General features: G+C 72.2%; 15 protein-coding genes. All 15 read left to right on the top strand.

Annotation, left to right across the window (positions count from 1 at the left end; translation table 11 throughout):
* The 15 genes from ACQP0T_RS07080 (at position 1) to ACQP0T_RS07150 (ending at position 11,634) form a co-directional block, all read left to right on the top strand.
* Positions 1–759, top strand: a complete 759-nt coding sequence (locus tag ACQP0T_RS07080; RefSeq protein ID WP_433871849.1) for a 16S rRNA (uracil(1498)-N(3))-methyltransferase — start codon at positions 1–3, stop codon at positions 757–759.
* 472 nt (positions 760–1,231) lie between these two features.
* Positions 1,232–1,579 carry a histidine triad nucleotide-binding protein gene (locus ACQP0T_RS07085; protein ID WP_433871850.1) on the top strand — a complete coding sequence of 116 codons (348 nt, stop codon included), beginning with the start codon at positions 1,232–1,234 and terminating at the stop codon, positions 1,577–1,579.
* Between the two features lie 131 nt (positions 1,580–1,710).
* Positions 1,711–2,763: a PhoH family protein gene (locus tag ACQP0T_RS07090; RefSeq protein WP_433871851.1), complete on the top strand. Its 1,053-nt coding sequence runs from the start codon at positions 1,711–1,713 to the stop codon at positions 2,761–2,763.
* Positions 2,760–3,323, top strand: a complete 564-nt coding sequence (gene ybeY, locus ACQP0T_RS07095; protein WP_345364788.1) for an rRNA maturation RNase YbeY — start codon at positions 2,760–2,762, stop codon at positions 3,321–3,323. The genes ACQP0T_RS07090 and ybeY overlap by 4 nt, the downstream gene beginning before the upstream one ends.
* Before the next feature lie 13 nt (positions 3,324–3,336).
* Positions 3,337–4,668 (top strand): hemolysin family protein, encoded by a 1,332-nt coding sequence (locus tag ACQP0T_RS07100; protein ID WP_433871852.1) that lies wholly within the window; start codon positions 3,337–3,339, stop codon positions 4,666–4,668.
* Positions 4,661–4,993, top strand: a complete 333-nt coding sequence (locus ACQP0T_RS07105) for a cytidine deaminase (RefSeq protein WP_433871853.1) — start codon at positions 4,661–4,663, stop codon at positions 4,991–4,993. Before ACQP0T_RS07100 ends, ACQP0T_RS07105 begins: the two co-directional genes overlap by 8 nt.
* A 243-nt stretch (positions 4,994–5,236) precedes the next feature.
* Complete coding sequence (gene era, locus ACQP0T_RS07110) at positions 5,237–6,145, top strand: GTPase Era (protein WP_345364794.1); 909 nt, start codon at positions 5,237–5,239, stop codon at positions 6,143–6,145.
* Positions 6,146–6,261: 116 nt separating this feature from the next.
* Entirely contained in the window at positions 6,262–6,711 is a 450-nt protein-coding gene (locus ACQP0T_RS07115; RefSeq protein WP_433871854.1) for a CD225/dispanin family protein, read from the top strand.
* Between the two features lie 59 nt (positions 6,712–6,770).
* Positions 6,771–7,181, top strand: a complete 411-nt coding sequence (locus ACQP0T_RS07120) for a CD225/dispanin family protein (protein ID WP_433871855.1) — start codon at positions 6,771–6,773, stop codon at positions 7,179–7,181.
* Positions 7,178–7,597, top strand: a complete 420-nt coding sequence (locus tag ACQP0T_RS07125) for a DUF2752 domain-containing protein (protein WP_433871856.1) — start codon at positions 7,178–7,180, stop codon at positions 7,595–7,597. Before ACQP0T_RS07120 ends, ACQP0T_RS07125 begins: the two co-directional genes overlap by 4 nt.
* Before the next feature lie 30 nt (positions 7,598–7,627).
* On the top strand, positions 7,628–8,416 hold the full coding sequence (gene recO, locus ACQP0T_RS07130; protein WP_345364802.1) for a DNA repair protein RecO: 789 nt from the start codon (positions 7,628–7,630) through the stop codon (positions 8,414–8,416).
* 91 nt (positions 8,417–8,507) lie between these two features.
* Positions 8,508–9,353: an isoprenyl transferase gene (locus ACQP0T_RS07135; protein WP_433871857.1), complete on the top strand. Its 846-nt coding sequence runs from the start codon at positions 8,508–8,510 to the stop codon at positions 9,351–9,353.
* Positions 9,350–9,778 (top strand): YbjN domain-containing protein, encoded by a 429-nt coding sequence (locus ACQP0T_RS07140; RefSeq protein ID WP_433871858.1) that lies wholly within the window; start codon positions 9,350–9,352, stop codon positions 9,776–9,778. The genes ACQP0T_RS07135 and ACQP0T_RS07140 overlap by 4 nt, the downstream gene beginning before the upstream one ends.
* A gap of 129 nt (positions 9,779–9,907) precedes the next feature.
* The gene (locus ACQP0T_RS07145) at positions 9,908–10,924 is read left to right on the top strand and encodes a permease (RefSeq protein ID WP_433871859.1); all 1,017 of its coding nucleotides are present in this window, start codon (positions 9,908–9,910) and stop codon (positions 10,922–10,924) included.
* Positions 10,924–11,634 carry a TIGR03943 family putative permease subunit gene (locus ACQP0T_RS07150; RefSeq protein ID WP_433871860.1) on the top strand — a complete coding sequence of 237 codons (711 nt, stop codon included), beginning with the start codon at positions 10,924–10,926 and terminating at the stop codon, positions 11,632–11,634. The genes ACQP0T_RS07145 and ACQP0T_RS07150 overlap by 1 nt, the downstream gene beginning before the upstream one ends.
* Positions 11,635–11,637: the final 3 nt, after the last annotated feature.

Genomic DNA, 11,637 nt, shown 5'->3' on the forward strand with positions numbered 1-11,637 from the left:
GTGCCGGACACCTCGCTGCCGGTCTTCGCGGTCGAACGGCTGCCCGGAACCGGCCCGTTCGTGCTGGACGGCCCGGAGGGCAAGCACGCGGCCGCGGTCCGGCGGTTGCGCCCCGGGGAGCTGCTGCTGCTCTCCGACGGCGCCGGTGGCCTGGCCCGCTGCGAGGTCGTCGAGGCGGCCAAGGACTCGTTGCGGCTGGCGGTGCTCGACGTCGCGCACGTCGAGCAGCCCCGGCTGCGGGTCCGGCTGGTGCAGGCGCTGGTCAAGGGCGAGCGCGGTGAGCTGGCGGTCGAGCTGGCCACCGAGGCGGGCGTGGACGCGGTGCTGCCGTGGCGGGCCGCGCGCAGCATCGCCAAGTGGGACGACGGACCGCGCGGCGCCAAGGCGCTGAACCGCTGGCGCAGCACCGCGGCGCAGGCGGCCAAGCAGGCGCGGCGGGCGTGGACCCCGCAGGTGGACGAGCCGGTGAGCACGAAGCGGCTCGCTGAGGTGGTCCGCGGCGCCGACGGCGCGGTGGTGCTGCACGAGTCCGCTGCGACCCCGCTGGCCGGGGCGCCGCTGCCCGCGTCCGGGGAGCTGCTGGTGGTGGTCGGCCCGGAGGGCGGCATCGGTGCCGAGGAGCTGGCGGTGCTGACCGAGGCGGGCGCCCGGCCGGTGCGGCTGGGCCCGTCGGTGCTGCGGGCGTCGACGGCGGGGGCGGTCGCCCTCGGGGCGCTCGGCGTCCTCACCGACCGGTGGAACGTCACGCAAGGCGACTGAGGACCGCTTTCGCCGATGGCCTGCGTGGCGGTGCGGGTGGCGGAACCTCAGCGGCCTCCTCGCTCCGGGAGCCGTTCCTGATGTACCAACGACGTACACGGCGTCACGGCTGTCCTCGCGAGAAGGCCGCTGAGAACCCGCGGCGGTGCAAGTTGCGTGCCTCACCGCATGCGGCTCCGCCGCATTCTGGAAGGCTCCCTAAGATCAAAAACTTTCGCGTGATCGATGGCGCCCGAACGTGTACCGGCGATACGCTTCGTGGTGAAGGGGTCGCGGCCACGCCGCCGCGGCCACCTCGGGACCGGGTAGCGCACGGGCACCGCTCCCGAGTGCTCGCCGGACACCTCCCCCCTCGGTCCGGTGAGAGCTGCGCCGCAATCGGACAGCCCCCAGACCTGGTTGCGGCGCAGCACTTCCGATCCGGTGGCACGTGCGGACGATCACCGCGCCCCGGAGGCGATAACCTCGCGGCATGAGCGACGACCTGTTCCTCAAGATCATCGACCGCGAGGTGCCCGCGGACATCGTCCGGGAGAACGACCGGGTGCTCGCCATCCGCGACATCAACCCCCAGGCCCCCACGCACGTGCTGGTCATCCCGAAGACCCGCTACCGCGACGCGGGGGAGCTGGCCGCCGCCGACCCCGCGCTGCTCGCCGAGCTGATCGGCACCGCGCGCGAGATCGCCGAGGCCGAGGGCATCGCCGAGTCCGGGTACCGGATGCTGTTCAACACCGGCGCCGACGCGGGGCAGACCATCTTCCACGTGCACCTGCACCTGCTCGGCGGCGAGCAGCTCGGCGCGCTCGCGGGCGGCTGAGCTGTGACGTCCCGCGCATCGGCCGCGCCTCGTCGTGGCCGCAACCGCCTCGACGCGTGCTCTACCATCGGTGGTAGGCAGAACTGACCGCACGACCCGCGCTCACGCGCAGAAAGCAGGCCCGAACACACGTGGCCGGAATCGCAGCGGGTGGAGCCGCAGCCCAGTCCGGAGAGCAGGCCGAGACCGCGACCGCACGTTCGAAGGTGACGGTCCCCGAGGACGTCGTGATGACGTTGCTCGGGTCGCGGGACAAGAACCTCCGAGCCGTGGAGGATCTGCTCGACGCCGACGTCCATGTCCGGAGCAACGAGGTCTCGCTGTCCGGGGAACCCGCCGAGGTGGCGTTCGCCGAACGGGTGTTCGCCGAGCTGATCGCCCTGGTGAGCAAGGGCAACAAGCTGAACCCGGACATCGTCCGGCGCAGCGTGGCGATGCTCTCCGCCGATCACAACGAATCCCCGGCGGACGTCCTGACGCTGGACATCGTGTCGCGGCGGGGCCGCACCATCCGCCCCAAGACGCTGAACCAGAAGCGCTACGTCGACGCCATCGACGACCACACGGTGGTCTTCGGGATCGGCCCGGCGGGCACCGGCAAGACCTACCTGGCGATGGCCAAGGCCGTGCAGGCGCTGCAGGCCAAGCAGGTCAACCGGATCATCCTGACCCGCCCGGCGGTGGAGGCGGGGGAGCGGCTGGGCTTCCTGCCCGGCACGCTGAACGAGAAGATCGACCCGTACCTGCGCCCGCTCTACGACGCGCTGCACGACATGGTCGACCCGGAGTCGGTGCCGCGGCTGATGGGGGCGGGCACCATCGAGATCGCCCCGCTGGCCTACATGCGCGGCCGGACGCTCAACGACGCCTTCATCATCCTCGACGAGGCGCAGAACACCACGCCGCAGCAGATGAAGATGTTCCTGACCCGGTTGGGCTTCGGCTCCAAGATCGTGGTCACCGGCGACGTCACCCAGATCGACCTGCCCGGCGGACAGGTGAGCGGGCTGAAGGTGGTGCAGGGCATCCTCGACGACGTCGAGGACGTGCACTTCTCCCAGCTCGACAGCCACGACGTCGTGCGGCACCGGCTGGTCACCGACATCGTCAACGCCTACGACCGGTGGCAGGCGGAGCAGGACGCGGGACAGCAGCGCAACGGGCATCGGCAGGGAAGCGCATGACCATCGAGATCGCCAACGAATCCGGCGTCGGGGTCGACGAGACGTCCATCGTCTCCGTCGCCCGCTTCGCGCTCGACCGGATGAGCGTCAGCCAGCTCGCCGAGCTGTCCATCGTGCTCGTCGAGCTGGAGGTGATGGCCGACCTGCACGTGCGGTGGATGGACCTGCCCGGGCCCACGGACGTGATGGCCTTCCCGATGGACGAGTACGACTCGGCGCGCCGCCCCGACGCCGCCGGGGCCGGACCCGCGCTGCTGGGCGACATCGTGCTCTGCCCGGCGTTCGCCAAGGACCAGGCCGCCAAGGCGGGGCACTCGCTGCTCGACGAGCTGTGGTTGCTCACCGTGCACGGCGTGCTCCACCTGCTCGGCTACGACCACGCCGAGCCGGAGGAGAAGAAGGAGATGTTCGGCCTGCAGGACCGCATCCTGGCCGACTACCGGACCGCCCGGACCGAGGCCGACCGGTTGGCGGCGCAGCGCAGCGCCGACGACCAGCTGCTCGGCGCGGTCGGGCTCGACGAGCCGGACCCGCGCGGCGGGTCGACCGGCGCGAGCTGAGGGGCTGACGGCGGTGGAGTGGCTCGATTCCGTCCCGTTGCTCATCTGGGCGGTGCTGCTGGTGCTGGCCGCCGGGGTGTTCGCCGCCTCGGAGTCGGCGATCGCCGCGGCCTCCCGGGCGCGCGTCGAGGAATTGGTCCGGGAGGGCCGGTCCGGTGCCTCGAACCTCGCCCTGGTGCTGGCCGACCGACCCCGGCACGTCAACCTGCTCCTGCTGCTGCGGCTGGCCTGCGAGATGGGTGCCACCGTGCTCGTCACGCTGGTCGCGGTGCGGGTCGCCGACAGCGACGCGTGGGCGGTGCTGGTGGCCGGGGTGGTGATGCTGGTGGCCTCCTACGTCCTGGTGGGCGTCGGCCCCCGCACCCTCGGCAGGCAGCACCCCTACGCCATCGGCGGAACGGTCGCGGCCCCGGTGCGAGCGCTCGCGCGGGTGCTCAACCCGCTGACCCGGCTGCTGATCCTGATCGGCAACATGATCACCCCGGGCCGCGGTTTCCGCGAAGGCCCGTTCTCCTCCGAGGTCGAGCTGCGCGAGCTGGTCGACCTGGCCGGTGAGCGCGGCGTGGTCGCCGCCGGGGAGCGGGAGATGATCCACTCGGTGTTCGAGCTGGGCGACACGTTGGCCCGCGAGGTGATGGTGCCGCGCACCGAGGTCATCTGGATCGAGCAGACCAAGTCCGCCCGGCAGGCGCTGGCGCTGTGCCTGCGCTCCGGGTTCTCCCGGGTGCCGGTGATCGGCGAGAGCGTGGACGACATCGTCGGCGTGGTGACCCTCAAGGAGCTGGCCCGCGCGGTGCTGGCCGGTCCGATGCCCGGTCCCGACGTCGCCGAGCTGATGCGGCCGGCGACCTTCGTGCCGGATACCAAGCGGGTCGACGAGCTGCTCCGCGAGATGCAGCTCTCCCGCAGCCACCTGGCCATCGCGGTCGACGAGTACGGCGGCACGGCGGGCGTGCTGACCATCGAGGACATCATCGAGGAGATCGTCGGCGAGATCACCGACGAGTCCGACCTGGAGGAGCACCGCCCGGTCGAGGAGCTGCCGGACGGCACCGTGCGGGTCAGCTCGCGGCTGCCGGTGCAGGACCTCGCCGAGCTGTTCGACGTGGAACTGGACGGCTCCGACGTGGAGACCGTGGCCGGGTTGCTGGCCCAGCGGCTCGGGCGGGTTCCGCTGCCGGGCGCGGAGGCCGAGATCGCCGGGCTGCGGCTGCGCGCCGAGGGCGGCAAGGACCACCGGGGGCGGATCCGGATCACGGCGCTGCTGGTGCGCCGGACCGCCGAGCTGGAGCACGCGTCGCCGCTGCGCGTCGCGGAGAAGGAAGGAAGCAACGCCCGTGGTTGAGCTCGATCCCGAGGACGTCAAGATCCTCACCCTGGCGCGGTCGGCGCGCGCCCGCACCGGTGCGGCCGAGGGCGCCGCGGTGCGCGACACCGACGGGCGCACCTACGCGGCGTGCACCGTCGCGCTGCCCTCGCTGTCGCTGTCGGCGTTGCAGGCCGCGGTGGCCGCGGCGGTGGCCAGCGGCGCCGAGGGGCTCGAAGCGGCGGCCGTGGTCACCGACGCCGCCGACGTGGACGCCGGGTCCGCGGCGGCCGTGCGCGACCTCGGCAGCGGCGCCCCGATCTTCCGCGCCGACGCCGGGGGCGAGATCCAGCACACCCACTGACGGCCACCCGCTCACCCGTTCGACACGTGAGCGAGGGGCACCCTTGCCCAAAGTATGTGGTCCTTTCGGATTGCGGCGGAGCCGCATGCGGTGAGGCACGCAGCCGGCACCGCTGAGGTTCCGCCACCGGCACCGCCGAGCAGATCTTTCCGAGAGCGCCCCTATCTTGGTCAAGGGTGCCCCTCACCCATCACGCGGACGGGTGGTGCGCCCGGAGGTGAGCGGGACCGTCACAATGGGGTGGTGACCAGCTCCGCAGATGTCCACCGCTCCGGGTTCGCCTGCTTCGTCGGCAGGCCCAACGCGGGCAAGTCGACGCTGACCAACGCCTTGGTCGGGTCGAAGGTGGCGATCACCTCCAGCAAGCCCCAGACCACCCGGCACGCGATCCGCGGGATCGTGCACCGCCCGGACGCGCAGCTGATCATCGTCGACACCCCCGGACTGCACCGGCCGCGGACGCTGCTCGGCCGCCGGCTCAACGACCTCGTCTACGAGACCTGGTCCGAAGTGGACGTCGTCGGGTTCTGCGTGCCCGCCGACCAGAAGATCGGCCCCGGGGACCGCTACATCGCCGAGCAGCTCGCCAAGGTCGCCCGCCGCACGCCCGTGGTCGGCATCGTCACCAAGGCCGACCTGGTGGGCAAGGAGCGGGTCGCCGAGCAGCTCCTCGACCTCCAGCAGGTGCTGGAGTTCGCCGACCTGGTGCCGGTCTCGGCGGTGGACTCGTTCCAGACCGACGAGCTGTCCGACGTGCTGGTCCGCCAGCTCCCCGAGGGCCCGCAGCTCTACCCGGACGGCGAGCTCACCGACGAGCCCGAGTCCACCCTCATCGCCGAGCTGATCCGCGAGGCCGCGCTCGAAGGGGTCCGCGACGAGCTGCCGCACTCGCTGGCGGTGTCGATCGAGGAGATGATCCCGCGCGAGGACCGCGACGACCTGATCGACGTGCACGCGGTGATCTACGTCGAGCGGCAGAGCCAGAAGGCGATCGTGATCGGACGTGGCGGCGAGCGCCTCCGCGACGTCGGCAGCCGTTCCCGGCAGCACATCCAGAAGCTGCTCGGCAGCAAGATCTACCTCGACCTCCACGTCAAGGTCGCCAAGGACTGGCAGCAGGACCCGCGCCAGCTCCGCCGCCTGGGTTTTTGATCACAACTCCCCCACCGGGATCGCCGGAACCGGCGAAAACCGGCGCCCATCACGGGTACGTTGCAGCGCGGCAGTCGCGCAGCGGCCGAGCCCGCTCCCACGTCGAAGGAAGCACCGTGACCAACCCCTACGGCCCGCCATCGGGGCCTCAACCCGAGCAGCCCTACGGCCAGCAGCCGGGTGGCTACCCGCAATCGGGCCCGATCCCGCAGCAGCCCTACGGCCAGCAGCCTTATGGCCAGCAGCCCTACGGCCAACCGCCGTACGGCCAGCCCTACGGAATGCCCAACTACGGCGTTCCGCCGAACAACAACATCGGGTGGGGCATCGGCTCCATCTTCCTGTGCTGGCCGTTCGCCATCCCGTCGCTGATCAAGGCGACCTCGGTGCAGAACCTGTGGGCGCAAGGCCAGTTCCAGCAGTCGCAGGAAGCCGCCGACGAGGCCAAGAAGTGGGGCAAGATCGGTATCATCGTCGGTGCCGCCGGCTACGGGTTGCTGATCCTGCTCTACGTCGTCCTGATCATCATCGGATTCGCCACGGCCGTGTCCGGCTCGACGTACTGAGGTTCGCGGTCCGCCCTCGCCGGGGCGGGCCGCGTGCACCCTTCGCCCTGGGAGGGACCATGAGCGATCCCACCGATGACCGTTCCGCCGAGGGTTCGTCGCCGGTGCCTGAGGGGCCGGTCGGTCCAGCGCAGGTCCCGGCACCGCCGCCGGGCGGGTACCTCCCGCCGCAGGCCTGGGGCGGGTGGCCGGTGCCGCCGAACAACAACCTCGGGTGGGCGATCGGTGGCTTGCTGGTCTGCTGGCCCTTCGGGATCCCGTCGCTGATCAAGGCCACGCAAGTGACCACCCTCTGGGCGCAGGGGCGTTTCGGCGAGGCGCAGGCCGCCGCTTCCGAGGCGAAGAAGTGGGGCAAGATCGGCATCATCGTCGGGGCCTGCCTGTGGGGCCTGTACCTGGTGCTCATGGTGGTCTACTTCGTGTTCCTCGCCGGGCTCGTCGGCGGCGCCATCACCTCCGGGCAGCCGTGACCGCCACGCGGTTGAAGGCCATGCTGCCGCCCGCCGCGAGCGTGGTGGTGGCGATCGCGATCGCCACCGTCGTCGTTGCCGCCGATCCCACCTCGGAGGCGGGTTTCCCGCTGCCGCCGTGCCCGCTCAAGCTCCTCTTCGGCATCGACTGCCCCGGGTGCGGGGCGGCCCGGATGATCTACAGCCTGCTGCACGGCGATCTTCCGGCCGCCGTGCACTACAACGCGGCCGCCGTGCTGTTCGTCCCCTTCTTCCTGTGGACGTGGGGTGGCTGGGCGTGGGGTCGCTGGCGCGGCAGGCAAGTCCGCACGTGGGAGCAGTGGCGTTGGTCCCCGCACGTCGCCCTGGTGTTGATCGCCGTCTGGTCGGTGGCCCGCAACCTGCCGTTCGAGCCGTTCTCGTCCCTGCGCGCCTGAGGGGTCCGGCCCGGGTGGGATGATGGGTGGGTGAGCCTCTACCGGGACACCGCCGTCGTGCTGCGGGTGCAGAAGCTGGGCGAGGCCGACCGGATCATCACGCTGCTGACCCGGCGCGGGGGCAAGGTGCGCGCCGTGGCCAAGGGGGTGCGCCGGACGACCTCGCGGTTCGGCGCGCGGGTCGAGCCGTTCTGCCACGTGGACGTGCAGCTCCACACCGGGCGGACCCTGGACGTGATCACGCAGGTGCAGACCCTGGACGCGTTCGGCGCGCACATCGTGGACGACTACCGGCGCTACACCGCGGCGTGCGCGGTGCTGGAGACCGTCGACCGGCTGGCCGCCGAGGAGGGCGAGCCGGTGCTGCGGCTGTACCTGCTGGCCACCGGGGCGCTGCGGGCGCTGGCCGGGCGGGACCGGGACGCCTCGCTGGTGCTGGACGCGTTCCTGCTGCGGGCGATGTCGTTCGCCGGGTGGTCCCCCGCGCTGGGCGAGTGCGCCCGGTGCGGCGCGGCGGGCCCGCACGGCGCGTTCAACGTGCAGGCGGGGGGAGCGGTGTGCGGGAGCTGCCGCCCAGCCGGCTCGGTGCGCCCGTCGGCCTCGACGATGCCGCTGATGGACGCGCTGCTGCACGGCGATTGGGACGCGGCCGAGGCGGCGGCGAACCCGGTCCGGCGGGAGGCCAGCGGGCTGGTCGCCGCGCACCTGCAGTGGTACATGGAACGGCAGCTCCGCTCGCTGCCGCTGGTGGAACGCGCGGTGCCCGAGCTGATCCGGGAGCGGGCGGAACTGCCGGGCGAGCGCGTCGGCGAGGGTTGAGGGCGCCGGGGCGGTACCTCTGGACGGGTGAACCTCGGCGGGGCGGCACAATGGCCCGGTCCAGGCGGAAGGGCCGAAGGGGAGTTCACCTATGTTGCGACGTCGCGGGCGGGACCGGGAAGACCCGAGCGTGCAGCCTCCTGCACCGCACGCGGAGGGGGCGGTGCCACCGGCGGTGCCCGCCGAGTTCGTCCCCGGGCACGTCGCCGTCGTGATGGACGGCAACGGGCGCTGGGCGAACCAGCGCGGCCTGCCCCGGGTGGAGGGCCACAAGCGCGGTGAGGCGGTGGTGCTCGAACTGGCCCGAGGCGCCATCGAGATCGGCGTCAAGTGGCTGTCGCTGTACGCGTTCTCCACGGAGAACTGGAAGCGCAGCCCGGACGAGGTGAAGTTCCTCATGGGCTTCAACCGAGACGTGATCCGCCGCCGCGTCGACGAGCTGGACGCGATGGGCGTGCGGGTCCGCTGGGCGGGCCGCCGGCCGAAGCTGTGGCGCAGCGTGGTCAACGAACTGCGCAGCGCGGAGGAACGCACCAAGGGCAACGAGGTGCTGAATCTGACCATGTGCGTGAACTACGGTGGACGTGCGGAGATCGGCGACGCCGCGCGGGAGATCGCCCGGCTCGCCGCGGCAGGGAAGATCAATCCGGAACGGGTGGACGAACGCACCGTGGCACGTCACCTCTACCAACCCGAGATGCCGGACGTGGACCTGTTCATCCGCCCGTCCGGGGAGTTCCGCACCTCGAACTTCATGCTCTGGCAGAGCGCGTACTCGGAGTTCGTGTTCCAGGACACCTTGTTCCCCGACGTGGATCGGCGGCACCTGTGGCAGGCGTGCCTGGAGTACGCCCGCCGGGACCGGCGGTTCGGCGGTGCGGTCGACCGCAGCGCCACCGACGACGACACCCCCGACGCCCAGGAGGGCACCTCATGACGCTGGAGGCCGCCACCACCGCGCGGTTGCTGACCGCCGCCAAGGAAGCTCTGGAGTCCTACCACGAAGTGCACGTCGACGACGACGGCGCGCTGACCTTCCGGCACTCCGACGTGCCGTGCGCGGTCCAGGCGATGCAGCTCGCCGAGGGGCTCACCGTGCTGAGCCTGACCTGCGTGGTCGCCTGGGACCTGCCGGTGAGCGACGAGCTCGCCCAGTCGGTCGCCGAACGCGCGGGTCAGGGTCTGTTCGGCACGCTCGGCGTGGTGCGCACGGAGAACGGCATGGACATCACGCTGCGCTACGCGTTCCCGGCCGAGGGCATGGACCCCGCTCCGCTGGGCACGCTGCTGATGCTGGTGGTGGCCACCGCCTCCCAGCTCCGCACCGAGCTGCTCGTCGACAACGGCACCGGCGGCGAGTAACCACCCGGTTCTGAGTGAGGGGCACCTTCATCCGGCTTGGTCGGATGAAGGTGCCCCTCACTCAGGTACCGAACAGGTGAAGCGGCGGTACTGCGAACGATTATCAGTTCGAACTGGCACGATGTCCGGGTGACCGAGACCGTGCCGCGCGCCAGCGCCCGCGCCCGCCCGCCGCGCCGCGGCGTCACCTCGCTGGAGGTGCTGTGCGGGCTGCTCGTGCTCGCCGCCGCGTTCCAGCAGCCGCTGGTCGCCGCGCTGGACGTGCCCGCCCTGCGCACCGGCTCGACGATCTTCGTCGCGGTGTGCGTGCAGGCGATGCCGTTCCTGGTGCTCGGGGTGCTGATCAGCGGCCTGATCGCGGCGTTCGTGCCGCCCACGGCGGTGCGCCGCCTGCTGCCCGCCCGCTCCTCGGCGGCGGTCCCGGTCGCCGGGATCGCCGGGGTGGCGCTGCCGGGCTGCGAGTGCGCGTCGGTGCCGGTGGCGCGGCGGCTGATGCAGCAGGGGGTGGCCCCGGCCGCGGCCCTGGCGTTCCTGCTCGCCGCCCCGGCGGTGAACCCGATCGTGCTGGTCTCGACGGCGGTCGCGTTCCCGGCGGAGCCGGTGATGGTGCTCGCCCGATTCCTGGGCTCGCTGCTCACCGCCTGCGCGATGGGCTGGCTGTGGGCGCGCTTCGGCCGCGCCGAATGGCTGGCCGAGCGGGCGCTGCGGCGGGTCGAAGCGACCCGCGCGGCCGGGAACCGCTGGGTGGTCTTCGCCGAGTCGGCCCGGCACGACCTGGTCGAGGCGGGCGGCTTCCTGGTGCTCGGCGGGGTGACCTCGGCGGTGTTCAACGTGCTCGTCCCGGCGTCCTGGCTGGAGACCCTGGGCGGTCAACTGGTGCTGGGCGTGCTGGTGATGGCGGTGCTGGCGGTGGTGCTGGCGTTGTGCAGCGAGGCCGACGCTTTCGTGGTGGCCGCGATGCCGGGCTTGCCGCTGCTGCCGCAACTGGTCTTCCTGGTCGTGGGTCCGGCGGTGGACCTGAAGCTGTTCGCGTTGCAGTCCGGCACCTTCGGCAGGCGGTTCGCGCTGCGCTTCGCGCCCGCGACGTTCGCCGTCGCGATCGGCTGCGCGGTGCTCGTCGGTGCGGTGCTGGTGGGAGGTCGCTGATGCGCCGGGAAACGCAGAACGTGCTGCTGCTGCTGTTCGGCGGGGCGCTGCTCAAGATCGCCTTCGGCGGTTCGTACCTGCGCTACGTCAAGGCGGAGCTGTTCCCGTGGCTGGTCGGGGCGGGCGCGGTGATGGTGGTGCTGGCCGCGGTGGCCATCGTGCGCGACGTCCGCGCAGGGGGCGCCGCCACCGGACCGGGCCACGAGCACGGCAGCCGCAGTCCGTGGATGCTGCTGCTGCCGGTGCTGGCCATCTTCCTGGTCGCGCCGCCCGCGCTCGGCTCCGATTCGGTGCTGCGCGCCGGGGAGCGGTCCAGCCCGCCCGAGGAGACCTCGCTGTTCCCGCCGCTGCCGCCGGGGGCACCGGTGCTGAGCCTGTCGGAGTTCGTCACCCGCGCGGTCTGGGACGACAGCCGCGCGCTGGCGGGGCGGGACGTGCGGTTGCGGGGGTTCGTGGTGCACCCGGAGGACGGTCCGGTGCAGCTCGCCCGGATGCGCATCCGGTGCTGCGCGGCGGACGCGGCGCCGGTCGCGGTCGAGCTGGCCGGTCCCGTGGCGGCGCGCGCGGCGGAGCTGCCCTCGGACACCTGGATCGAGGTCACCGGTCGGCTGCGCCCGGGCTCGGCCACCGAGGGCAGCGGTTACGTGCCGACGGTGCGGGTCGGCGCGGTGCGGCCGATCCCGGTGCCCGCCGAGCCCTACGAGCGGTGAGCG

The sequence above is a fragment of the Saccharopolyspora sp. CA-218241 genome, from assembly GCF_050954615.1.
GTDB classification, from domain to species: domain Bacteria; phylum Actinomycetota; class Actinomycetes; order Mycobacteriales; family Pseudonocardiaceae; genus Saccharopolyspora; species Saccharopolyspora cebuensis.

What these genes read in the sequence shown, in the direction of transcription:
- ACQP0T_RS07085 (WP_433871850.1), top strand. Translation starts at nt 1,232, where the DNA reads ATGAGCGACGACCTGTTCCTCAAGATCATCGACCGCGAGGTGCCCGCG.
- ybeY (WP_345364788.1), top strand. Translation starts at nt 2,760, where the DNA reads ATGACCATCGAGATCGCCAACGAATCCGGCGTCGGGGTCGACGAGACG.
- ACQP0T_RS07120 (WP_433871855.1), top strand. Translation starts at nt 6,771, where the DNA reads ATGAGCGATCCCACCGATGACCGTTCCGCCGAGGGTTCGTCGCCGGTG.
- ACQP0T_RS07135 (WP_433871857.1), top strand. Translation starts at nt 8,508, where the DNA reads ATGTTGCGACGTCGCGGGCGGGACCGGGAAGACCCGAGCGTGCAGCCT.
- ACQP0T_RS07140 (WP_433871858.1), top strand. Translation starts at nt 9,350, where the DNA reads ATGACGCTGGAGGCCGCCACCACCGCGCGGTTGCTGACCGCCGCCAAG.
- ACQP0T_RS07150 (WP_433871860.1), top strand. Translation starts at nt 10,924, where the DNA reads ATGCGCCGGGAAACGCAGAACGTGCTGCTGCTGCTGTTCGGCGGGGCG.